The organism is Streptomyces sp. NPDC055287 (assembly GCF_053646035.1).
Window position 1 is genome coordinate 122,365 of record NZ_JBSHNE010000003.1, and the last position, 23,512, is coordinate 145,876.

The following is a 23,512-nucleotide window of genomic DNA, read 5'->3' on the forward strand; positions in this document are numbered from 1 at the left end:
TCCGTCGGCTTGTTCACGGTCGGATACTAGGCAAGCCAATCACCGTCTCACCAGCGACATTTACCGGCGGATCGGGGCAGCGGCGCGGTCGAGGGCGCATGGTGCGGGCCGGACGGGAAACCCGTACAGCAATGGATCCCATCCCCAGAAGGGCGTCGACATGCCGATCACATTCCGCAAGAGCTTCCGGATCCTCCCCGGGGTGCGGTTGAACATCAACCGTCACTCCTGGTCCATCACCACCGGTGGCCGCAACGGCCCCCGCCGCACCACCAGCAGCACGGGCCGCCGCACCACCTCGATGGACCTGCCGGGCCCCTTCGGCTGGCGCAAGACCACGCGCACGCGCCGCCGGTGAGCCCCGGGCGGGCCGGTGAGCCCGCGCAGCGGCGTGCGTCAGCGGGCGGCGTCCCGCCCGACCTTGGCCGCCCACAGGACGAGCGGGACCTGGAGCGGGAGGCGCGCGTAGGCGAGGGACCTGAGCGCGGCGGGCTTGTGACGCCAGTCGTACGCCATCTTCACGTTGGCCGGGAAGACGCCCGTGAAGAAGCACGCGGCGGCGACCGCGCTCATCCGGCGTGTGCGGGGCACCGCGAGGCCCGCCGCCAGGAGCAGCTCGGCGACGCCGCTCGCGTGGGTCCACGCGCGGGGGCTTCCCGGAAGCGCGTCCGGAATCGTGGCGTCGAAGGGCCTGGGCGCCACCATGTGGACGGCGCCCGCTGCGGCGAGGAGACCCACGAGCAGACGCGCGGAACGGTCGGTGGCATCGGTGGCGTCGGTGGCAATCATCTGGGCCTCCTGGGCGGCAGTCGGTCGGGGTAGTCGATCGCCGTCAGCGACAGCCGGCGGCCTGATTATTACCAGCCGGTACGCCACAGTGCCAGACAGTGCGTCAGTAACAGTCGGCGACCCTGAGTTCGGCGAGGAATTCCTCGGGCGCCTCCTGGTGGATCAGGTGACCCGCCCCGATCGTCACCAGGCGGCAGCTGGGGATGAGTTCCGCCATGCGCGCGAGCCCGTCCTGCGGCACGTGACTGGTGGGTCCCCCGGCCACCAGAAGGGTGGGGGAAGTGATACGAGCGAGCCCCTTCGACCAGGCGGGATCCGGGTCGTTGCACTGCGCGTCCGTCGCGGGTACGACCCCCCGGTCGAAGTCGAGTTCCTCGTCCGTACGCCGCGGAACCGGGCGCCGCGGCTCGGCGGGGAACGGCGGGGGCGGGTCCTCGAGGACGAGCCGGCCGACCCGCTCCGGGTACCTCTGGGCCACCAGCAGGGCGACCGCGCCACCCATGGAGTGCCCGACGATGTCGGCACGGTCCAGGCCGAGCGCGTCGAGGAACGCCCGTGCGTCGTCGCACATCTGCGGGTACGTGTAACTGCCCGGCCAGTCGCTCATCCCGTGACCGCGCAGATCCGGGGCGTACACCCGGCGGGTGGCGGCGAGCCGTTCGGCGATGTGCGTCCAGTCGGCGCTGTTCCCGGACCTGCCGTGCAGCAGTACGACGGGCGGCGCCACGGGGTCGCCCCAGGTGCGGTAGGCGATCCGGATGCCGTTGGCCCGCACGCTCCGCAGCCCGGCGTCGAAGAAGGCGCCGACCGTACGGGCGAACCAGCCGGGGTCGTCGAGCCACGGAAAGTGCCCGCCGCCGGGCTGTACCGCCGTCTGGGCGCCCGGGAAGAGCGCGACGATCTCGGCGGCGCGCTCCGGAGTGGGCACGCCGTCGCGTTCCCCGGCGAGCACGAGAACGGGCGCGTCGAACTGCGCCAGCGCCGCGCGCGTCGCCGGCGGGTCGAAGGTGCTCTCCGTGGCGAACACCTGCGCCGCCGCCTGGTTCAGCTGCCGCGGGCTCTGCGCGGCGTGCGCCCGGGCGGCCGCGTCCCACCGCCCGTAGAAGAACGGGTAGGCCGAACCGGATGTGGCGACGCCCCGCAGCTGCGCGTCGAGTGCGGCGTACGCCTCCTCGAACCACGGCTCGCCCCTCCTCAGCCGCGCCGCCGCCAACCGGTCCTCGGGCGTCACCGGCACCCCCGCCGCCCACGCGGTCGGCGTGACGAGCGCCAGGCGGCGGACGCGGGCGGGGTGGGCGGCGGCGTACAGCATGCCCAGATTGGCCCCCGCCGAGTGCGCCAGGAGGTCCACGCGTTCCAGGCCCAGATGTTCCCGCAGTGCCTCGACGTCGGCGACGAGCCGCTCGCAGCGGTACGTCGCCGGGTCGGCCGGGACCGCGGAGTCGCCGGTGCCACGCAGATCGAGGAGGACCAACTGCCGGTGCGCGGAGAGCCCTCCCAGGTCACCGAGGTAGGCGGAGGCACGCATGGCGCCGCCGGGCAGGCAGATCAGGGGCTCGCCCTCACCCACGAGGTGATAGGCGAGCGTGGTCCCGTCGTACGCGCTGAATGTCCCCATACGCAAGATCATCACAACTGCCGGCCGTCCAATGCAATGCTTTTCCCTTGACGCCCGACCGGGCTCCTGGATTACTGGCCCCGAGAAGATCAACCGAATGATCGGTTGTCCGTTCGGTACGGGAGAGTCACTTATGACGGTTCTGCTGGACGCGGCGGAGGAGCTCGGCCGCGAGGAGCTCGCGGCGCTGCAACTCGACCGGCTGCGGACGACTCTGCGGCACGCGTACGAGAACGTCCCGTTCTACCGGCAGTCCTTCGACAAGGCCGGACTGCGCCCCGAGGACTGCCGGTCACTCGCCGATCTCGCCCGCTTCCCCTTCACCGTCAAGACCGATCTGCGCGACCACTACCCCTTCGGCATGTTCGCCGTCCCGCAGTCCGACGTCCGCCGCATCCACGCCTCCAGCGGTACGACGGGCCGTCCGACGGTCGTCGGCTACACCGAGCGGGACCTGGACATGTGGGCCGACATGGTCGCCCGCTCCATCCGCGCGGCCGGCGGCCGCCCCGGCCACAAGGTGCATGTGGCGTACGGATACGGCCTGTTCACCGGCGGCCTCGGCGCGCACTACGGGGCCGAGCGCCTGGGCTGCACCGTCATTCCGGCGTCGGGCGGCATGACCGCGCGCCAGGTGCAGCTGATCCAGGACTTCCGTCCCGAGGTCGTCATGGTGACGCCCTCCTACATGCTGACGTTGCTCGACGAGTTCGAACGCCAGGGCGTGGACCCCCGTACGACCTCCCTCAAGGTCGGCATCTTCGGCGCGGAGCCGTGGACCGAGGAGATGCGGCGCGAGATCGAGGAACGGGTTCGCGATCGACGCCGTCGACATATACGGGCTGTCGGAGGTCATCGGTCCCGGGGTGGCCCAGGAGTGCGTCGAGACCAAGGACGGCCCGCACATCTGGGAGGACCACTTCTATCCGGAGATCGTCGATCCCGTCACGGGCGAAGTACTGCCGGACGGCGAACACGGCGAGCTGGTCTTCACCTCGCTCACCAAGGAAGCCATGCCGGTCGTCCGCTACCGCACCCGCGACCTCACACGGCTGCTCCCGGGAACGGCTCGCCCCGCTTTCCGGCGGATGGAGAAGGTCACCGGACGCAGCGACGACATGGTCATCGTGCGTGGCGTGAACCTCTTCCCCACCCAGATCGAGGAGATCGTGCTGCGTACGCCCGGGGTCGCCCCGCACTTCCAGTTGCGGCTGACCCGCGAGGGCCGGATGGACCGGCTGACCGTACGGGCCGAGGCGCGGCCGGAAGCCACGGGGGAGCAGCGGGCGGCCGCGGCGGTGTCGGTCGCGGCCGCCGTGAAGGAAGGCGTCGGTGTCTCGGCCGGAGTCGAGATCGTCGACCCCGGGACGCTGGAACGGTCGGTGGGCAAGCTCAGGCGGATCGAGGATCTGCGGGCGAAGTGAGCGGACCGAAGCGGTCCCGCAGCTCACGCTTGAGGATCTTCCCGCTGGCGTTGCGCGGCAGCTCGTCCACGAACAGCACCCGTTTGGGTGCCTTGAAGTGGGCGAGCTTCTCGCGTGCGTACGCGACCAGTTCGGCCTCGGTGACCTCGCCGCGCGGCACGACAACGGCGGTGACGGCCTCGATCCACCGCTCGTCGGGGAGGCCGACGACCGCCGTCTCGGCGACGCCCGGGTGGGTGTACAGCGCGTCCTCGACCTGCCGCGAGGCGACCAGTACGCCACCGGAGTTGATGACGTCCTTCACGCGGTCGACGATCGTGAAGTACCCCTCGCTGTCGCGCGTCGCGAGATCCCCGGAGCGGAACCATCCGTCGCGGAACGCCTCCTTGGTCTCGGCCGCCTTGTGCCAGTACCCCTCGCACAACTGGGGTGAGCGGTAGACGACTTCGCCGGCCGTGCCGTCCGGGACCTCGGCGCCGTGTTCGTCGACGACCTTCGCCTCGACGAAGAGCACCGGCCTGCCGCACGATTCCATCCGCCCGTCGTGCTCGTCCGGCCCGAGGACCGTCGCCAGCGGGCCGATCTCGCTCTGCCCGAAGCAGTTGTAGAAGGCGAGAGCGGGCAGCCGCTCGCGCAGTCGCTCCAGTACCGGTACGGGCATGATGGACGCGCCGTAGTACGCCTTGCGCAGTCCGCTCAGGTCGCGGGTGGCGAAGCCGGGGTGCTGGGAGAGGCCGATCCAGACCGTGGGCGGTGCGAAGAGGCTGTCCGCCTGCCCCGCTTCCACGAGGTCGAAGATCTTCCCCGCGTCGGGTCCGTCGATGATGACGTTCTCCGCGCCGACCGCCAGATACGGCATCAGGAACACGTGCATCTGGGCGGAGTGGTAGAGCGGCAGCGAGTGAACCGGCCGGTCGCCCTCTTTGAGGTCGAGTGCGGTGATGGCACTGACGTACTCGTGGACGAGGGCGCGGTGCGTCATCATCGCCCCCTTGGGGAGCGCGGTGGTGCCGGAGGTGTACAGGAACTGCACGACGTCCCGGGCGTCCCGGTCCGGGTCGAACGGCCGAGGTGTGCTCAGCGCGTCGAGCAGTGAGCCCTCTGCGTCACGCAGCGGCCGTACGGCGGCACCTTCCGGCAGCCGGTCCGCCAGGGCGGGATCGGCGAGGACCAGCGCGCTGCCCGAGTCTTCGAGGATGTACGCCAGGTCGTCACCGGTGAGGTGCTGATTGACCGGTACATGGACGAGTCCCGCCCGCGCACAGGCGAGGAAGGCGATGAGGTACGCGTCCGAGTTGTGGCCGTACGTCGCCACCCGGTCGCCGCCCTCCAGGCCGTGCCCGACGAGTTCGGCGGCAGCGGTGGAAACAGCGGTGTCCAGCTCGGCGTAGGTCCAGGACCGGTCCGCGTACCGCAGAGCGGTGCGGTGCGGGGTCCGGCGCGCGCTGCGGCGCACGACCCCGTCGACTGTGCTGCTGCGTACGTCTGTCGTCATGGCGCGATCCTGGGGCGGGGTGCGACCGGGGGTCAAGGGGCCGAACGGGCCCGAACCGCGGCCTCGACGCGGCCTCGGAGGTGCCGGATGCGACTGGATACCGAACGGAATGTTGACATGAGCGCGCCCGGCTGCGTGCATGGACCAATCACTCTGCCAACACCCGTGCACCACCGTCCCCCTTTGGGAGGCACGTTGCACCTCCGCACCCGTCTGAGACAGCTCGCCCTGACCTCCGTAGCCCTGGTCACGGCGGCGGCCGCACTGCCGCCGACCCCCGCCGGGGCGGCCGGCGGCACCGGTGACCGCGAACGGCACCCGTCGTCCGGGAGGCTGTCCGCCGTCATCCGCTACACGGAGCACGGCGTTCCGCACATCGTGGCCAACGACTACGCCAACCTCGGCTTCGGCACCGGCTGGGCCCAGGCCGCCGATCAGGTGTGCACACTCGCCGACGGCTTCCTGACCGTGCGCGGCGAGCGCTCGCGCCACTTCGGCGCGGACGCGGCGCCCGACAGTTCGCTGTCTTCGGCCACCAGGAACCTCTCCAGCGACCTGTACTTCGCGGGGGTACGTGAGGCGGGCACGGTCGAGAAGCTGCTCGCCACCCCCGCACCCGCCGGCCCCAGTCGGCAGATCAAGGAGTCGATGCGCGGCTGGGCCGCCGGGTACAACGCGTGGCTCAAGCAGAACCGCGTCACCGACCCGGCCTGCGCGGGAGCCGACTGGGTGCGCCCGGTGACACCGCTGGATGTCGCCAGGCGCGGCTTCGCGGTCTCCGTCCTGGGCGGCCAGGGGCGGGGCATCGACGGCATCACCGCCGCCGCACCACCGGTCACCGCGTCGCGCGGGGGCGCGGGGACGGGTATGGGTATGGGTATGGGTATGGGTATGGGCGCGGTCGATCCGGAGCGGGCGGCCGCCGCGGCACGCGAGATGTTCGCGTCGGAGAACGCCGACATGGGGTCCAACGCCGTGGCCTTCAACGGCAGGAGCACCGCGAACGGGCGCGGCCTGCTGCTGGGCAATCCGCACTATCCGTGGCAGGGCGGGCGGCGCTTCTGGCAGTCGCAGCAGACCATCCCGGGTGAACTGAACGTCTCCGGCGCCTCGCTGCTGGGCACGACCGTCGTCAACATCGGCTTCAACGACAAGGTGGCCTGGAGCCACACGGTCGCGACCGGCGTCACGTTCAACCTCTATCAGCTGACGCTGGACCCGGCCGACCCTACGGCGTATCTCGTGGACGGCAAGCCGGAGCGCATGACGAAGCGGACGGTGTCCGTGCCCGTCAAGGGCGGGGCGCCGGTCACCCGGACCCAGTGGTGGACCCGCTACGGCCCGGTCGTCACCGGGTTCGGCGCCTCGCTCCCGCTCCCCTGGTCGGCGACGACGGCGTACGCCCTCAACGACCCGAACGCGGCCAACCTGCGGGGCTCGGACACCGCGCTCGGCTTCGCCAAGTCCCGTTCCACCCGCGGCATCCTGGACACGCTGCGCCGCGTCCAGGGGCTGCCCTGGGTGAACACCGTCGCGGCGGACTCCGCCGGGCACTCGTTCTTCAGCCAGTCGCAGGTCCTGCCGCGGATCACCGACGACCTCGCGCAGCGCTGTTCGACGCCGCTCGGGAAGGTGACGTACCCGGCGTCGGGGGTCGCCGTACTGGACGGGTCGCGCACCGGCTGTGCGCTCGGTTCGGACAAGGACGCGGTACAGCCGGGGATCTTCGGCCCGTCGAGGATGCCGGTGCTCAAGGACGCGCCGTACGCCGAGAATTCCAACGACAGCGCCTGGCTGACCAATGCCGACCGGCCGCTGACCGGGTACGAGCGGGTCTTCGGCACGGTCGCGACGCCCCGTTCCCTGCGGACGCGCGGCGCGGTCGAGGATGTGTCGGCCATGGCGAAGAAGGGCCGGCTGACCGTCGGCGATCTGCAGCGACAGCAGTTCGCGAACCGCGCGCCCGCGGGTGACCTGGCGGCAGCGGAGACGGCGAAGGCGTGCGCCACGCTCGCGGCGGACCGGCCGGACCTCGAGGAAGCGTGCGACGTGCTGGGCCGCTGGGACAGGACGGTGAACACGGACAGCGCGGGTGCGCTGCTCTTCGACCGGTTCTGGCGCAAGCTGGTGGCGACCGTGCCGACGACGGAACTGTGGAAGGTGCCGTTCTCCCCGGCGGATCCGGTACGTACGCCCCATACGCTCAACACGGCCGCCCCGGGCTTCGCGACCGCTCTCACCGGCGCGGTGTCGGAGCTGCAGGCGGCGGGCATCGCGCTCGACGCTCCGCTGGGCAAGCACCAGTTCGTCGTACGCAACGGCAAGCGCGTCCCGCTCCACGGCGGTACGGAGTCGCTCGGCATCTGGAACAAGATCGAGCCGGTGTGGAACGCCGCCGGCGGCGGCTACACGGAGGTGACGACCGGCTCCAGCCACATCCAGGCGGTGGGCTGGGACGGCGGCCGCTGCCCGGTCGCTCGCACGCTGCTGACGTACGCGCAGTCGTCGAACCCGTCGTCGCCGTACTACAGCGACCAGACCGAGCTGTACTCGGGCGAGCGCTGGGTGACGTCCCGGTTCTGCGAGAAGGACATCCTCAGGTCACCGGAACTGCGGGTGGAGCGGGTGCGCGAGCGCTGACGGTACGGCGTTGCCCGAAGGGCCCTCACCGGTGGGGTGGGGGCCCGTTCGCGGGTGGGGTTCTCCGGCGGTACGCGGGCGCCGGCTCGGCTGCCTGTCCTGTTCCGCCGGGGCACCGAACCACGGCGCTCAGAGTGGGCGCGCGTGTCCCTCCCAGTACGGCTCGCGCAGTCGGCGTTTGTAGAGCTTGCCGTTCGGGTCGCGGGGCATCGTCGCGATGAAGTCGACGGTCCTCGGCCGCTTGAAGGCGGCGAGCCGCCGCTCGCAGTGCGCGAGGATGCCGGCGGCCAGCACGTCGTCCGCCGTGTACCCCTCGGCGGGTTCGACGACGGCCTTGACCTCCTCGCCCCAGTCCGCGTGCGGGATGCCGAAGGCGGCAGCGTCCGCGACGGCCGGGTGGGCGAGGAGCGTCGCCTCGATCTCGGCGGGGTAGATGTTGACGCCACCGGAGATGATCATGTCGATCTTGCGGTCGCGGAGGAAGAGATAGCCGTCCTCGTCCAGTACGCCGAGGTCGCCGACGGTGAAGAAGTCCCCGATGCGGTTCTTCCGCGTCTTGCTCTCGTCCTTGTGGTAGCTGAAGCCCCCGGTGCTCATCTTCATGTAGACGGTGCCGAGTTCGCCGGGCGGCAGGCGGCTGCCCTCGTCGTCGAAGACGGCGAGTTCGCTGATGGGCCAGGCCTTGCCGACGGTGCCGGGCTTCTTCAGCCAGTCCTCGGCGGTCGCGAAGGCGCCGCCGCCCTCGCTGGCCGCGTAGTACTCCTCCACGCAGTGGCCCCACCAGTCGATCATCGCCCGCTTGACGTGGTCGGGGCAGGGCGCGGCGCCGTGGATGGCGTGGCGCATCGAGGACACGTCGTACGACGCCCGTACGACTTCGGGGAGTGCGAGCAGCCGGTGGAACTGGGTGGGGACCATGTGGGTGTGCGTGCACGCGTTCCGGTCGATCAGCCGCAGCATCTCCTCGGGCGTCCACTTGTCCATGAGGACGAGCGGATGGCCGATGTGCAGGGCCGCGCCCGCGAACTGGAGTACGGCGGTGTGGTAGAGCGGTGAGCAGACGAGGTGGACGTTGTCGTCGAAGGGGCGGATGCCGAAGATGGCGAGGAAGCCGCCGAGGTAGGACTCCTCGGGGAGCTTGCCGGACAGCGGGCGGCGGATGCCGCGCGGGCGTCCCGTCGTCCCGGAGGTGTAGTTCATGACCCAGCCGAGGGTGCGTCCGGCGGGCGCGGACTCGGGCTGTCCCGCGAGGAGTTCGCCGTACGGGCGGAACCCGGGAACGTCCCCGACGGCGTAACGGCGGTTCCCGGGAAGCTTCGCTTCGTCGGCAGCGGCGGTGGCGGCGTCGGCGAAGCGCTCGTGCGCGACGACGACCTTCGCGCCGGAGTCGGCGACGATCCAGGCGATCTCCGGGCCGACCAGGTGGTGGTTGACCGGGACCAGGTAGAAGCCGGCCTGGGAGGCGGCGAGGTAGGCGGTGAGGAACTCGACGCCGTTGGGGAGGACGACGGCGAACGCGTCGCCCTGCCGCAGGCCCGCCGCGCGCAGGCCGTGGACGAGCTGGTTGACGGCGGCGTGCAGCCGTCCCGCCGTCCACGGCTCGCCGTCCGGGGCGGTGAGAACCGTACGGTCAGGGTCCGCCGTCGCCTGGGCCCAGAAGCCGTTGGGCGGCTGAGTCGCGGTCATGAGCGGCTGCTCCTTCCGGCGATGCGGTTGATGCGGTCCACGGCGCGTTCGAAACCGCGGGTGAGCTCGTCGACGACGGCCTGGACGCTGCGTTCGGATGTCATACGGCCGACGATCTGGCCGACGGGTGTGCCGAGCAGGGGCCCGACCTCGTACTTCTGGATACGGGAGACGGCCTCGGCCACGAGCAGTCCCTGGAGCGGCATGGGGAGCGTCCCCGGGCCGTTCGGATCGTCCCAGGCGTCGGTCCATTCGGTGCGCAGCTGGCGGGCGGGCTTGCCGGTCAGGGCGCGGGAGCGGACGGTGTCGCCGGAGCCCGCGGCGAGGAGCTTGGCGGTGAGAGCGCGCGAGTGGAGGTCCGCCTCCTCGGTGGTGAGCCAGATGGAACCGAGCCAGGCGCCCTGCGCGCCGAGGGCGAAGGCGGCGGCTGCCTGTTCGCCGCTGCCGATGCCGCCGGCCGCCAGTACGGGTAGCGGATGGACGGCGTCGACCACTTCGGGAACGAGGACCATGGAGGCGATCTCGCCCGTGTGTCCGCCCGCTTCGTAGCCCTGTGCGACGACGATGTCGATGCCCGCCGCGGCGTGACGCTCGGCGTGTCGGGCGCTGCCGGCGAGCGCGGCGACCAGGACACCGTGGTCGTGGGCGCGGTCGATGACGTCGGCGGGCGGGGAGCCCAGGGCGTTGGCGAGCAGCTTGATGGGGTAGTCGAAGGCGACGTCGAGCTGATTGCGGGCGACCTCCTCCATCCAGCCGGTGATGCGCCAGCCCGATGCTTCACCGGGGGCGAGTTCCGGTACGCCGTGTTTGGCGAGGGTCTCCTCGACGTACCGGCGGTGCCCCGGGGGGATCATCGCCTCGACGTCGGCCTCGGTCACGCCCTCGACCTTTTTCGCGGGCATGACGACGTCGAGGCCGTACGGCCTTCCGTCGGTGTGTTCCGCCATCCAGTCGAGGTCGCGCGCGAGTTCGTCGGGCGCCGTGTAGCGGACCGCGCCGAGCACGCCGAATCCGCCCGCCCGGGTGATGGCGGCGGCCACCGCCGGGAAGGGGGTGAAGCCGAAGATGGCGTGCTCTACACCCAGTCTCTTGCTCAGCTCCGTCTCCATGAGCGGCAGGATGCCGCAGCGGGGCGGACGAGGGAAGGGATTTTCTGATGCTGCGTCAGATTTGTTGCGCGCTGTGGGGCGGTTGACAGCACTTGCCGCCTGCAAGAAAGTTTCATTTGTTGAACGTGTGTCGGAAGTTACTTTCACAAGGGGTGGCTCGTGGCCGACGGTGCGGCGGATGAGGACAGAGGAATCAGCAGGCGCAGGCTGGGCGGCGGCATCATGGCGCTGGGCGGCGCCATGGTGCTCGCGCCGCTGGCCGCCGGGAGGGCCGGCGCGGCGGCGGGCCGGACAGCGGCGGACCCGGCGACGTCGGCGGCGGCAGGCGGCTCCGGCGGACGGCCGACGCTGCGCCGCGGCTCGCCCGAGCGCGCCGGGCTCCTCCCCGGCCCCCTGAAGCAGCTGGTCACGGACGCGGAGCGCTACCTCGGCCCGTCCCCCAAGCACCCCTGGTACGCGGGCGCGGTCCTGCTCGCCGGGCGGGGCGGCACGGTGGCGCTGCATCAGGCGATCGGCTCCGCGGTGCGCTACTCGGCGTACGACGAGAAGACCGACACGGCGGTGGAGTTCCCGGCGGACCAGCGGATCGCGATGGCCGAGGACACCGTCTTCGATCTGGCGTCGGTCTCGAAGCTCTTCACCTCCATGCTCGCCGTGCAGCAGATCGAGCGCGGAACACTGGAGCTCGAGGAGAAGGTCGCCACGTATCTCCCGGAGTTCGGGGGCGCGGGCAAGCAGGACATGACGGTGCACCAGCTGCTCACGCACACGTCGGGATTCCGAGCCTGGATTCCGCTCTACAAGGAGCCGACGCGGGAGGGGAAACTGCGGCTCCTGTGGAACGAGGCGCCGGCGAGCACGCCCGGCACGAAGTACCTCTACTCGGACCTCAATCTGATCTCGCTGCAACTGGTGCTCGAAGAGATCACCGGTCGCACTCTGGACACACTGCTCCACGACGAGATCACTGCTCCGCTCGGGATGCACCGCACCCGCTTCAACCCGCCGGCCTCCTGGAGACCGAAGACCGCCGCCACCGAGGACGCCAGGCTGCCCTGGTCCGGACTCGACCGGGGGCTGGTGTGGGGTGAGGTGCACGACGAGAACGCGTACAGCCTCGGCGGCGTCGCCGGTCACGCCGGAGTGTTCTCCACCGCCTGGGATCTCGCGATCCTCGGCCGTACGCTGCTCAACGGCGGCGCGTACGGGAAGGTGCGGATTCTGCGGCCCGAGTCCGTGGAGCTGATGTTCACGGACTTCAACACCGCCTTCCCCGGCGACGAGCACGGCCTGGGCTTCGAGCTCTACCAGCACTGGTACATGGGCGCGATGGCGACTCCGCAGACGGCGGGCCACACCGGGTTCACCGGCACCAGCCTGGTCCTCGACCCGTCCACCGACTCCTTCCTCGTCGTACTGGGCAACTCGGTCCACCCGGTGCGCAGCTGGCGCTCCGGCAGCGCACCGCGCGTGGCCGCCGCCAACAACCTGGCCCGCGCCGTGGCGGTCCGCCCGGCCCACGGCCGCACCGCCTGGTTCTCCGGCATGACCTCCGCCACCACGGCCACGCTCACGCTGCCCGCCCTCCCCCTCCCCCTCGCGTCGGAGCGTCCTCGGCTGCGCTGCTCGCTGTGGTGGGACACCGAACCGGTTTCCGACCGCCTCTTCCTGGAGGCCTCGGTGGACGCGGGCGCCACCTGGGAGGCGGTGCCGTTCACGACCGTACGCAAGGGGCACGAGCCGCAGCCGCACCCGGCGGGCGCGGTCACCGGCTGGTCCGGGCGCGTCCGGCACCGGCTGAGCGCGGACCTCACGGCATGGTGCGGCAAGGAGGTGCGACTGCGCTGGCGGTACCGGACCGACGCGCTGTACGTCGGCCGGGGCGCGTACGTCGACGGGCTGCGGGTCGACGACGGCCGCCGCACTCTCTTCGACGAGGCCAGGTTCTCGGACGCCGCCCGCATCGAGGCGACGGGCTGGACGGCGTCCGAGGACTGAGTCCGGGCTGAACGGGACTGGGACCGGGCTGGGGGACTGGAACCGGACTGCGGCGCGGACTGCGGCGCGACGGCTGTGTTTGCCGCTCAGCGCCCCAGAACGGCCATCGCCGCGTTGTGGCCCGGGATACCGCTCACTCCCCCGCCCCGGACGGCGCCCGCCCCGCACAGCAGGACGTTCGCGTGCGCCGTCTCGACGCCCCACCGGCCGGTCCCGGCGGACTCGTCGGCGTACGGGAAGGAGAGGGGGCGGTGGAAGATGTTGCCGCCGGGCAGCCGCAGTTCACTTTCGAGGTCGAGCGGGGTCTTCGCCTCGATGCAGGGGCGGCCGTTCTCGTCGAGCGCGAGGCAGTCGGTGAGAGGCTCGTCGAGATACGCGTCGAGCTGGGCGAGGGTGGACGCGAGGAGCTCCGCGCGGGCCGCTTCGTTGTCGTGGGCGAAGAGCCGGGCCGGCGTGTGCAGACCGAAGAGGGTCAGGGTCTGACAGCCCGCCGCGGCCAGTTCCGGGCCGAGGATCGAGGGGTCCGTCAGGGAGTGGCAGTAGATCTCCGAAGGCGGGGCGCTGGGCAGCCGTCCCGAAGCGGCTTCCTCGTACGCGGCTGCCAATTGGCCGTACCCTTCCGCGACATGGAACGTTCCCGCGAACGCCTCTTCCGGTTCCACGGAACGGTCGCGCAGACGCGGCAGTCTGCGCAGCAACATGTTGACTTTGAGCTGCGCCCCTTCGGCGGAGCCGGAAGGGGCGGCGGAAGTCGCGGGCTCCTCCCCCAGGAGCGTCGCGAGCGCTGCCGGGGACGCGTTCACGAGAACGTGCCGGGCGGCGACAGTGGCCTCACCCGTGTCGCTCCTGAACGTCACTTCGGCCCGGCGGCCGTCGGTGTCGATCCGGGTCGCCTCTTGGCCGGTGAGGATCTCGGCGCCCGCCGCCCGGGCCGCGTCCGCGAGCGCGTCGGTGAGCGCTCCCATGCCGCCCACGGGAACGTCCCAGTCGCCCGTACCGCCGCCGATCACGTGGTAGAGGAAGCAGCGGTTCTGGAGCAGCGTGGGGTCGTGGGCATCGGCGAACGTGCCGATGAGCGCGTCGGTGAGGACCACGCCCCGTACGAGATCGTCGGTGAAGTGCTCCTCGATCGCGACACCGAGCGGCTCCTCGAAGAGCATCCGCCAGGCCGCCTCGTCACCGATACGGGCGCGCAGGGCGTCCCGCGTGGGCAGCGGCTCGGTGAGGGTCGGGAAGACGCGCTCGGCGACGCGTCGCATGACAGCGTAGAAGGACTGCCAGGACGTGAACTCCGCATCGCCGCCCGTGAGCCGGGCGAACGATTCCCGGGTCCTGTCCGCGCTTCCGCCGACCAGCAGGCCGCCGCGCCCGACCGGCGTGTACGAGGAGACGGTGCGCTTGCGTACGGCGAAGTCCAGCCCCAGGTCGCGGACGATCCGCTGGGGCAGCAGTGACACCAGGTAGGAGTAGCGGGAGAGCCGGGCGTCCACGCCGGCGAAGGGGCGGGTGGACACCGCCGCCCCGCCGGTACGGTCCAGGCGCTCCAGCACGAGCACGGAGCGTCCCGCCCCGGCCAGGTAGGCGGCGGCGACCAGGCCGTTGTGTCCGCCACCGACGATCACGGCGTCATAGCTGTCCTTTACGGGCATGTCGTGGGCACTCCTGTCTCTGCGTCCGTGCGTACCTGGTCTCTTCGGCTGTGCGTACCTGTACGTACCCGGAATCAGGGGCTCTGGACTCCGCGTTGCTGCCGCAGGGCGGCCACCCGGCGGTACAGCTCGACGGCTTCCGCGCCGCGCCCCAGCTGCTCCAGGCAGTGGGCCTCGTCGTTGCGGCTGGCGAGGGCGTCGGGGTGATCGGCGCCGAGAACGCGTTCGCGGGCCTCGGCGACCTGCCGGTAGACGGCGAGCGCGTCGGACCATCGGCCCAGCCAGCCGAGGCCGACGGCCACCTCACGGCGGCTGACGAGCGTGTCGGGGTGGTCGGCGCCCAGGACGCGTTCGCGGATCGCGCACACGTCGCGGGCCTCCGCCAGCGCCTCCTCCCAGCGGGCGAGGCGGCCGAGGTTGACGCCGAGACCGTGCCGCGCGCGCAGCGTCTCCGGATCGGCGGGGCCCTGCACTCGGGTGCGGTCGTCGACGAGAGCCCGGTAGAGCTCCAGGGCTTCCGCACTGCGGCCCAGCCTGCCCAGGCTGATACCCACCTCGTAGCGGGCGGCGAGGGTGTCGGGGTGGTCGGCGCCGAGTGCCTGCGCGCGGGCCTGGGCGACCTCCCGGTACGTCTGGAGGGCTTCCGCCCAGCGCCCGAGCTGCCCGAGCGCGTACGCGACTTCGTAGCGCGTGACCAGCGTGTCCGGGTGCGTCGCGCCGAGCACCCGGGCGCGGGCCGTGGCGACTTCGTGCGCCATACGGTAGGAGTCCTCCAGGCGCCCCAGTCTGCTCAGGTTGAACGCCAGGTTGTGCCGGCAGCGCAGCGTGTCCGGGTGCTCGGCGCCCATGGTGCGTTCCCGGGAGGCGAGCACGGCGGCGTACACCTGGTGCGCCTCGAAGTGCCGGCCGAGCTGGCCCAGTACGTAGGCCGTCTCCTGGCGCGCGGCGAGGGTCTCGGGGTGGTCGGGGCCCATGGTGCGCTCGCGGCCCTCGGCCACGAGGCCGAACTCGCGCAGGGCGTCGGCGGCGCGTCCGGTCCTGCTGAGCGTGAAGCCGACCTCGTAGTGGCTGGCGAGCGTGTCGGGGTGGTCCGGGCCGAGGGCGTGTTCGCGCTCGGCCGCGACCGCGCGGTGCACCTCGCCCGCTTCGTTCCAGCGGCCGAGGCGGCCGAGGCTGAGACCGGCGTTGTGCCTGCTGTTCAGTACGGCCAGCACCTCGGGCGGCGGTGTGGGCCGCTCCGGCCGGCGCGCTGCCGGCACCGCGGCGGCGGCCCGCAGGTCGACGCCGGTGGTCCACTCCCCCATCAGCCCGGCGGAGTGGTCGGTCGGGGTGTGCGGGAGCGCCCACGTGCCGCTCGCCTTGTGGCCGGTCGTCATGCCACGCGTCCAGGAGGGCAGGCGGGGGGCGCGGGACGGCGGCTGTTCGGGCCGGCCGGCCGGCCGGCGCGGCCCCGGTGCGGCGAAGGGGCCCGAGGCGCGTCCGGCGGTCAGGCGGTGCGCCAGTTCCCTGGCGTCGGCCGGCCGCTCCTCGGGCGTCTTGGCGAGCAGGTCGAGGACGACGCGGTCGAAGAACTCGGGAAGCTCCGGGCGGTGCGTGCGCAGTGGCTCCGGCTGTGTGTCCCGGTGACCGACGAGGACGGCCCACGCGTCGTCGAGGTCGAACGGCGGAACGCCGGTGGCGATCTCGTACAGCACACAGCCCAGCGAGTAGAGGTCGCTGCGGTGATCGACCTCGACGCCGCTGATCTGCTCGGGCGACATGTAATGCGGGGTGCCCATGGCGATCCCGGTGCCGGTGAGCCGGGACGTGAAGCCGATGTCGTGGCCGAGGCGCGCGATGCCGAAGTCGCAGATCTTCACTGTGCCGTCGGAGAGCCGCATGATGTTGGCGGGCTTCAGGTCGCGGTGGACGATGCCCTGTTCGTGCGTGTAGGCGAGGGCCCAGGCCACCTGCTCGGCGATGTCGGCCACATCGGCGACGTCCAGGGGGTGCGCCTTGTTGTCCTCCAGGAGCTGGCTCAGGTTGCGCCCGTCGAGCAGTTCCATGACGAGATAGAGCACGCCGTCGTGTTCGCCGAAGTCATGGACGACGGTGACGCCGCGGTGCTGCAGGGCGGCCGCGACGCGCGCCTCCCTGCGGAAGCGTTCCCGCAGCACTCCGGTGAAGTTCGGGTCGTGCTGGGGCCCCACCGGCTTGAGGCATTTGACGGCGACCTTGCGCCCCAGCGACTCATCGTGGGCACGCCACACCTCGCCCATGCCCCCGCGCCCGATCTGATCGAGCAGCCGGTACCGGCCTTGGATCAGCCTGGTGTCCGCCATCTCGTGCTGTCGCCCCCGTCACTCCGCTGCGCCCTCCCCGGCCCGTCCAGTATGGCCGCCTGGCTGCGGAGTTTGTACGGTGCGGGGCGCGCATCGGCGCCGAGCCGCGCCATCGCGTTCAGAATGTGACCGGGCGGCAGTTGCCATCGCACACGGGAGGGGATGCAGCGCAGGGCCGTTCCGGTTGCGGCGAGCCTGCGGGTGATCGTTTCCGGGGCGGGGGCGGGGCGGCCGTACAGCTCATGGGCGTAGGGAGGCAGTGAGGCGTACGCGAGGGAGGCCACGCGCCGCCACAGCAGTGCGCGCGCCGGTACGAGGAGCGGATGCACCGGGGGTTCGCGGAGGAAATCGTCGACTTCGCGGGCTTCGGGCCCGGCGGCGAGTTCCGGCGAGACCTGCCGGAAGTAGCCGGCGAGTTCAGCCATGGTCCCGGGGACCCTGGCCGGGTCGAGGCCGACCAGACGGGCGGCTTCGCGCTGTTCGACGAGGTACTGGTCGGCCTGGGCGTCGCTGAGGCAGAAGCCGGAGCGGCGCGCGACGTCCAGGTACGAGCCGACCTCGGCGCAGTGCACCCACAGCAGCAGTTCCGGCTCGCCGACGCCGTAGCGCTCGCCGGTGGCCGGGTCGGTGGCTCCCAGCAGGCTGTGAATCCTGCGGACCCGGGCGCCGGCCCGTTCGGCGGCATCCGTGGTGCCGTAGGTGATCGTTCCGACGAACGAGGCGGTACGCAGCAGCCGCCCCCACGCGTCGCGTCGAAAATCGCTGTTCTGCAGAACGCCGCGAACCGCGCGCGGGTGCAGTGCCTGGAGGTAGAGCGCGCGTACCCCCGCGATCCACATCATCGGGTCGCCGTGCATCTGCCAGGTGACCGATTCGGGCCCGAACAGCCCGGGGTCGGCGTCCCGCATGTCCCCACCTCCCGCCGGGCCGGTACGGCCAGGCTAGCGCCCCGGTTCAGGTGCTTGGTTCGCGCGGTCATGGTGCGCTCGTCGGATTCCTGCCCCGTCGCGGCTGTGCCGCTCTCCTGAGGACCCACCGGCTGCGGACGCTCAGTTCGTGGAGCGGCCCTGATTCGACGCGGAGGACGTCGCGTTCTGGTGTCCCTGCGCCGACAGCGCCTGGGTGGCGATGACCGCGGCCTGTACCCGGCGCTCCACACCCAGCTTGGCGAGCAGCCGCGAGATGTTGTTCTTGACGGTCTTCTCCGCGAGGAACAGCTGCTTGCCGATCTCGCGGTTGGTCAAGCCCTCTCCCACCAGGGCCAGGATCTCCCGCTCACGTTCCGTCAGCCCCGGCAGTTCCTGCGGTCGGTCGTCCTTGGGAGCGTTGTCTCCCCGGAGCCGGGCCATCACACGAGCCGTGGCACCGGGATCCAGCAGGGACTGGCCCGAGGCCACCGTGCGTACGGCGTGGACCAGGTCGGTGCCGCTGATCTGCTTGAGGACGTAGCCGGACGCTCCGGCCAGGATCGCGTCGAGCAGCGCTTCTTCGTCGTCGAAGGAGGTGAGCATGAGGCAGGCGAGACCGGGCATACGCGACCGCAACTCTCGGCACACGCTCACGCCGTCCCCGTCCGGGAGCCGCACGTCCAGCACCGCGACGTGGGGGCGTAGTGCCGGCACGCGCGCCAGCGCCTGCTCGGCGGTGGCTGCTTCGCCGACCACGGTCAGGTCCGGTTCGGAGTCCAGCAGGTCGTGCACGCCTCGTCGCACTACTTCGTGGTCGTCGAGCAGAAAGACCCTGACCTGCGCTTTATCGAGGGGTCCGTTGCTGCTGTCCGTCATCGCAATCTCCGTGGTCGCGGGATCGTCCACTGGGGCGCACCCTACGCATGGTGCCCTCGCGCAGGTCATACGGCCAGGGCCGGATGGCCCTGATCGGCTGTTCCGGTGAAGGGCTCGGGCGAGCTGGCCGAGTGGGAGCGTGAGTGGCAGCGTGAGTGGCAGCACGTCGGCCCGGGACGGAGCCATCGCGACGCCTGACATGACAGGGCCCATCCGCTGACGACGAAGGGACTCCGCACATGTCTGCCTCGCGTCACACCGTCAGTGACGTCATGACACACACTGCGGTGGCCGTAGGCCGCCGCGCGTCGTACAAGGACCTCGTTGAGCTGATGGAGCGGTGGCAGGTCGTGCCCCCTGCCTGTACTCGAGGGCGACGGCCGGGTCATCGGTGTGGTCTCGGAGGCCGACCTGCTGCCCAAGGCAGGAGTACCGGCTCGACAGCCCGACCGCCGCCGAGCGGCCACCCAGCGACGAGGCCAAAGCGGGTGCGGTCTTCGCGGAAGAGCTCATGTCGAGCCCTGCGGTCACCGTGCACGCTGACGCCACCATCGCCGAAGCGGCAAGGACCATGGCACGGCGGCGCGTCAAGCGGCTGCCCGTGGTGGACGGTGTCGGCCTGCTGAAGAGCGTCGTCAGCCGCAGCGACCTACTGAAAGTGTTCCTTCGGTCGGGCGAGGGCATCGCAGCCGAGATTCGCCACACCGTTCTCCCCGATGTGCCGACCACAGCACAGGTCGAGGTCTCGGTCACGGACGGAGTGGTCGTCCTGGGCGGCCACCTGGACGACCGGGCGCTGGTGCCGCTGCTGGCCCGGGCCGTCCGCGCGGTGGAGGGAGTCGTGGACATTCGTCTCGATCTGACCGACGCGTGGCAGGGGGCGAAGGTCCCTGTGCCGGGCCACTCGGCCCTGTCGGATCTCGTGGGCCGGGTCCCATCCTGGAATCACGGGAAGCGGCCACTGCGGACAGCCGGTGAGACAGCGGCGAGCGCCATGCCTCCGACATCACCCGCTCGACGATGGGCGCCACCAGACAGCAACTGTCTCCGAGGCGTCGCGCCGCTTGCTCGCTGCGTCCAGCCATGTCTGAGGCAGCGAGTGACACAAGGCACGCTCGACCGCAGGGTGCATTCCCTGCTTGCGCGAAGGAGCTGACTCTTATGACGACGCCTCCCGCCGTCTATCGTCCCGTCCGAGTCGAGGCGACGCTGGATTCGCCCCTGTCGCCGTGGCTGTGGCTCGTGAAGTGGATCCTCGTGATCCCTCACTACATCCTGCTGTTCTTCCTGTGGATAGCGTTCTTCCTGGTGAGCGTGGTCGCCTTCTTCGCCATCCTGTTCACCGAGCGCTACCCCCGGGCGCTGTTCGACTTCAATCTTGGTGTGCTGCGCCGGACATGGCGAGTGTCGTACTACTCCTACGCCGCCCTGGGCACGGACCGCTACCCGCCCTTCAGCCTGGGCGAGGTGTCCGAATACCCCGCCCGGCTGGACATCGTCTACCCCCAGCGGCTGTCGCGAGGACTTGTCCTGGTCAAGTGGTGGCTCTTCGCCATCCCGCACTACATCGTGATCGGCTTCTTCATGGGGGGCTTCCACAGCGGATGGTGGTCAGGCGGGCTGATCTTCGTGCTGACTGTCATCGCCGCCGTGATCCTCACGTTCACCGAGAAGTACCCGCGAGACCTGTACGACCTGATCATGGGGCTCAACCGCTGGGTACTGCGAGTGTCCGCGTACGCGAGCCTCATGACGGACGACTACCCACCGTTCCGTCTGGACATGGGCGCGACCGAGCCGAACCACCCGCCTGGCGCGTGACGTCGGCGCCTCACCGCGTACCAGGGCCGTTCGGGCCCGATCGGGGTCCCTCGGCCCCTCCCCCGTATCCGACCGTCCGGGGAAGCTGGAGGCACTCCTCGCGCACCGGTCAGCTCTCGGGCGTTCGCGACATGACCGACTGCCGCCTGGCACCCGCACCTGTAGGGAGGTTCCCGTGCCCGCTCAGACGCCGGATGCGGCCGCCGTGGCAAAGTTCGTCACGGATGCCACTGCCGCCCCGTCCATGCACAATGCCCAGCCGTGGCGGTTCCACTATGTACGGAGCACAGGCGTCCTGCGCCTGCGCATGAACCCCGCTCGTGTCCTGCCTGCGGCAGACCCGCACAAGCGTGGGCTGCACCTCGGCTGTGGCGCCGCCTTGTTCAATCTTCGCGTTGCCGCCGCCCACGACGGCCGGCATGCACGTGTCTCCCTGCTGCCCGACGCGGCCGATCCCGAGTTGCTCGCCGACGTCGTCTTCACCCGCCTGCCCGACGGAGAAGAAGACCTGGCCGGAATGTACACGGCGATTCCCAGGCGGCGCACGAACAGGAATCCGTTCACCGACGAGGCCGTCCCCCAGGCGCTGCTCGACGGGCTCAAGGGCGCCGCTGTGGCCGAGGGCGCCCGCCTGGCCTACTTGAGCCCGTGGCAGGTGGAGGCCGTCCTCGACCTGCTTCAGGACGCCGAGACCGAGGAGGCGGCGGCCCCGGACGTGCAGGAGGAGATCGCCCGCTGGACCCGGACCGATGCCGGGGACACATCGGCTGACGGAATCCCGAACTACGCCTTGGGGCCCCGCCCGCACGAAGGCCGGGCCGTCGTCCGCGACTTCGCGGGCGGGGAGCCCATCGACGGCCGCGAGACGGCGACGTTCGAGAAGGCGCCCTGCCTGGCCGCCCTGGGCACCCAGCGGGACGGCCGGGCGGACTGGCTGCACGCCGGCCAGGCACTGGAGCGTGTCCTTCTTCGAGCGACCCTGGACGGAATCGCCACGTCCCTCAGCTCCCACGCACTGGAATGGCCCGAGCTGCGGTGGGCTGTGCGCGACCCGCTCTCCGCCATGGGGCACGCCCAGATGCTGCTGCGCCTCGGGTACGGCCCCGCTGCTCCGGCGACCCCCCGCAGGCCGGTGAGCGATGTACTCGACGTGGTCTGAGATCCGCGTTGTCCGAGGTCGCCGCGGCGCGAACCCGTTCTGACGCATTCTCATGATCCGTGAGTACTCGCGTGATCCGTGACTGCTCGCGCCCTGGCGACGACCTCGTCCTCGACCGCGTTCGCCGGCAATCCGTCAATCCGGCAGTCAGTCGTGCGGCACGACGCAACGGGCGCCAGCGAGTGGTGCACCACGGCGTGCGTCACGGCACCGATGTGCGCCCCGAGCCGCGCCGAGCGGCTCCTGCGTCCCACGAACATCAGTCCGGCGTCGCGCGAAGACTCCGCCAGGTCCACTGCCGGACGCCCCTGGCGGACCTGTTGGCTCACCGGCACAGCCGGGTATTTCTGGGTCCACGGCGCGAGCAGAGTGTCCAGCGCGTTGCTCCGCTCGTTCTCGAAGTCCGTCAGCTGCTCCGTCAGCACACCGGCGAGGTCCGGTCCGAAGGCAGGTGGCAGCGGCCAGGTGTGGAGTACCCGCAGATCAGAGCCGTACCGATCGGCGCATACGAACGCGAACTCCAGCAGGTCGCCGTTCGGGTGGGCAAGATCCAGCCCGAGCACCACATCCCCTGTCGGACGGGAAACCTGCGGCGGGTCGGGGACCTGGGAGCGCTGCACGCACTACGGGGTGTGGGGCACGACTGCCACGGGGCACGCCGCATGGTGAATCGGGGAACGCGTCACCGGACCCAGACGCGTGCCGGCGGCGTCGCGGTGTCCGACGATGACGAGGCTCGAGCCCGGTTCCCACGGCCACCTCGGTGAGCGAATCGGGGCGCCCCCTACGCGGGCAGTGTGACCGCGTCGTGCCGGGGAGCACCCAGCGCCACCTTGAGCGCGCCGGTCTCCGCGGCTCGGGAGAACACCTCGTATGCCTCTTGCATCTGCCCCATCTCGAAGTGGTGCGTGACCAACTCGGAGGAGGGCAGCCGCCCCGCCGCCATCATGCGCAGCAGCAGCGGCGTCGAGTGCGTGTCGACAAGCCCGGTCGTGATGGTCACGTCCTTGATCCACAGGTCCTCGAGGTGGAGGGAGGCGGGTTTGCCGTGGACGCCGATGTTGGCGACGTGGCCCCCGGGGCGCACCATGCGGGTGCACACCTCGAATGCCTCGGGCAAGCCGACCGCTTCGACCACGACATCGGCGCCGAGTCCGTCGGTGAGGTCCTTGACCAGCTCTTCCGGTTCTTCGCCCGCTCCGACAGTGGCGTCGGCACCGACGGCGCGTGCGGCAGCCAGCCGGGACTCGGAGAGATCGACAGCGACGATCTTCCCGGGCGTGTACAGCTGGGCTGCCACGACGGTGGCCAGACCAATCGGCCCGGCGCCGACCACCACGACCGTGTCACCGGGGCCCACCCGTCCGTTGAGGACGCCCACCTCGTAGGCGGTGGGGAAGATGTCGGCCAGCAGGACCGCGTCGTCACTGTCGACGGAGCCGGGCAGTGGGTGCACTGAGAGGTCCGCGAAAGGCACGCGTACGAATTCGGCTTGCGTACCGTCGATGAGGTGGCCCAAAACCCACCCGCCGCCTCCGCGGCACTGCCCGTAGCGGTTCTCGCGGCAGAAGCGGCAGCGTCCGCACGCCGCGATGCAGGAGACGAGGACCCGGTCGCCCGGGCGTACTGTGCGGACCTCACTGCCGGTCTCCACGACCTCGCCCACAGCCTCGTGCCCCAGCACCGTGCCCGGCTCGACCTCCGGCACATCGCCTTTGATGATGTGCAGGTCGGTGCCGCAAATGGTTACGGCGTCGACGCGGACGACCGCGTCGGCGGCGTCCTTGATGTCTGGGTCCGGAACCTCCTGCCAGGACGTCTTTCCTGGGCCTTGGAATACAAGAGCCTTCATGGCGTCGTCCTTCTTCCGATGCGCTGCCTCACACACAAGCGTGGCGCGGCGGGAGCTCGGGCGCCTGGGCCGGTCGGTACCCGAACGAGGGACGGTCGGCCCCGTCAGCCTCCCGATCCCGACCCCGGGGCTGAGGCGTGGTGCGCGCGCCGGGCCCACCAGGTGCT

Annotated in this window: 16 protein-coding genes and 2 pseudogenes; 7 read left to right on the forward strand and 11 right to left on the reverse strand. The window is 71.0% G+C overall.

Annotation, left to right across the window (positions count from 1 at the left end):
- The first annotated feature begins 160 nt into the window (after nt 1-160).
- Nucleotides 161-358 (forward strand): DUF4236 domain-containing protein, encoded by a 198-nt coding sequence (locus tag ACWIHY_RS06750; RefSeq protein ID WP_454374540.1) that lies wholly within the window; start codon nt 161-163, stop codon nt 356-358.
- Nucleotides 359-396: 38 nt separating this feature from the next.
- On the opposite strand, the gene ACWIHY_RS06755 is transcribed toward ACWIHY_RS06750, so the two are convergent.
- Together ACWIHY_RS06755 and ACWIHY_RS06760 are read right to left on the reverse strand one after the other, a co-directional pair.
- Entirely contained in the window at nt 397-789 is a 393-nt protein-coding gene (locus ACWIHY_RS06755; RefSeq protein ID WP_454374541.1) for a DoxX family protein, read from the reverse strand.
- Between the two features lie 103 nt (nt 790-892).
- Nucleotides 893-2,407 (reverse strand): alpha/beta fold hydrolase, encoded by a 1,515-nt coding sequence (locus ACWIHY_RS06760; protein ID WP_454374542.1) that lies wholly within the window; start codon nt 2,405-2,407, stop codon nt 893-895.
- A 133-nt stretch (nt 2,408-2,540) separates the two neighbouring features.
- On the opposite strand from ACWIHY_RS06760, the pseudogene paaK reads away from it, so the two are divergent.
- Nucleotides 2,541-3,831 (forward strand): annotated as a pseudogene (gene paaK / locus ACWIHY_RS06765) (phenylacetate--CoA ligase PaaK).
- Here the strand turns inward: paaK and ACWIHY_RS06770 are convergent.
- Nucleotides 3,800-5,326: an acyl-CoA synthetase gene (locus ACWIHY_RS06770; protein WP_454374543.1), complete on the reverse strand. Its 1,527-nt coding sequence runs from the start codon at nt 5,324-5,326 to the stop codon at nt 3,800-3,802. The pseudogene paaK and the gene ACWIHY_RS06770 overlap by 32 nt on opposite strands.
- 195 nt (nt 5,327-5,521) lie before the next feature.
- On the opposite strand from ACWIHY_RS06770, the gene ACWIHY_RS06775 reads away from it, so the two are divergent.
- Nucleotides 5,522-7,966 carry a penicillin acylase family protein gene (locus tag ACWIHY_RS06775; protein ID WP_454374544.1) on the forward strand — a complete coding sequence of 815 codons (2,445 nt, stop codon included), beginning with the start codon at nt 5,522-5,524 and terminating at the stop codon, nt 7,964-7,966.
- A 129-nt stretch (nt 7,967-8,095) separates the two neighbouring features.
- Here the strand turns inward: ACWIHY_RS06775 and ACWIHY_RS06780 are convergent, their stop codons facing one another.
- Nucleotides 8,096-9,652, reverse strand: coding sequence for an acyl-CoA synthetase (locus ACWIHY_RS06780; RefSeq protein WP_454374545.1), 1,557 nt, complete (start codon nt 9,650-9,652; stop codon nt 8,096-8,098).
- Complete coding sequence (locus tag ACWIHY_RS06785) at nt 9,649-10,761, reverse strand: NAD(P)H-dependent flavin oxidoreductase (protein ID WP_454374546.1); 1,113 nt, start codon at nt 10,759-10,761, stop codon at nt 9,649-9,651. The genes ACWIHY_RS06780 and ACWIHY_RS06785 overlap by 4 nt, the downstream gene beginning before the upstream one ends.
- Before the next feature lie 222 nt (nt 10,762-10,983).
- Here ACWIHY_RS06785 and ACWIHY_RS06790 point away from each other — a divergent pair, with 222 nt between their 5' ends.
- Nucleotides 10,984-12,759, forward strand: coding sequence for a serine hydrolase (locus tag ACWIHY_RS06790; protein WP_454374773.1), 1,776 nt, complete (start codon nt 10,984-10,986; stop codon nt 12,757-12,759).
- A gap of 86 nt (nt 12,760-12,845) precedes the next feature.
- Here the strand turns inward: ACWIHY_RS06790 and ACWIHY_RS06795 are convergent, their stop codons facing one another.
- From ACWIHY_RS06795 to ACWIHY_RS06810, 4 genes are all read right to left on the reverse strand, one after another.
- A complete protein-coding gene (locus ACWIHY_RS06795) occupies nt 12,846-14,408 on the reverse strand; it encodes a phytoene desaturase family protein (protein ID WP_454374547.1) in 1,563 nt (520 codons plus the stop codon).
- A gap of 74 nt (nt 14,409-14,482) precedes the next feature.
- Nucleotides 14,483-16,729 carry a tetratricopeptide repeat protein gene (locus ACWIHY_RS06800; RefSeq protein ID WP_454374548.1) on the reverse strand — a complete coding sequence of 749 codons (2,247 nt, stop codon included), beginning with the start codon at nt 16,727-16,729 and terminating at the stop codon, nt 14,483-14,485.
- On the reverse strand, nt 16,711-17,637 hold the full coding sequence (locus ACWIHY_RS06805) for an oxygenase MpaB family protein (protein ID WP_454374549.1): 927 nt from the start codon (nt 17,635-17,637) through the stop codon (nt 16,711-16,713). Before ACWIHY_RS06805 ends, ACWIHY_RS06800 begins: the two co-directional genes overlap by 19 nt.
- Nucleotides 17,638-17,778: 141 nt before the next feature.
- Entirely contained in the window at nt 17,779-18,513 is a 735-nt protein-coding gene (locus ACWIHY_RS06810) for a response regulator (RefSeq protein WP_454374550.1), read from the reverse strand.
- Between the two features lie 239 nt (nt 18,514-18,752).
- Between ACWIHY_RS06810 and ACWIHY_RS06815 the strand changes: the two are divergent.
- From ACWIHY_RS06815 to ACWIHY_RS06825, 3 genes and pseudogenes are all read left to right on the forward strand, one after another.
- Nucleotides 18,753-19,378: pseudogene (locus ACWIHY_RS06815) on the forward strand (CBS domain-containing protein); the annotation flags it as partial.
- Between the two features lie 296 nt (nt 19,379-19,674).
- Entirely contained in the window at nt 19,675-20,334 is a 660-nt protein-coding gene (locus ACWIHY_RS06820) for a DUF4389 domain-containing protein (protein ID WP_454374551.1), read from the forward strand.
- 175 nt (nt 20,335-20,509) lie between these two features.
- Nucleotides 20,510-21,493, forward strand: coding sequence for an Acg family FMN-binding oxidoreductase (locus tag ACWIHY_RS06825; protein ID WP_454374552.1), 984 nt, complete (start codon nt 20,510-20,512; stop codon nt 21,491-21,493).
- Between the two features lie 50 nt (nt 21,494-21,543).
- Here ACWIHY_RS06825 and ACWIHY_RS06830 read toward each other — a convergent pair whose 3' ends face one another.
- Both ACWIHY_RS06830 and ACWIHY_RS06835 read right to left on the reverse strand, forming a co-directional pair.
- Nucleotides 21,544-22,113: a universal stress protein gene (locus tag ACWIHY_RS06830; protein WP_454374553.1), complete on the reverse strand. Its 570-nt coding sequence runs from the start codon at nt 22,111-22,113 to the stop codon at nt 21,544-21,546.
- Between the two features lie 164 nt (nt 22,114-22,277).
- Nucleotides 22,278-23,345 (reverse strand): alcohol dehydrogenase catalytic domain-containing protein, encoded by a 1,068-nt coding sequence (locus ACWIHY_RS06835; protein WP_454374554.1) that lies wholly within the window; start codon nt 23,343-23,345, stop codon nt 22,278-22,280.
- Nucleotides 23,346-23,512 lie beyond the last annotated feature (167 nt).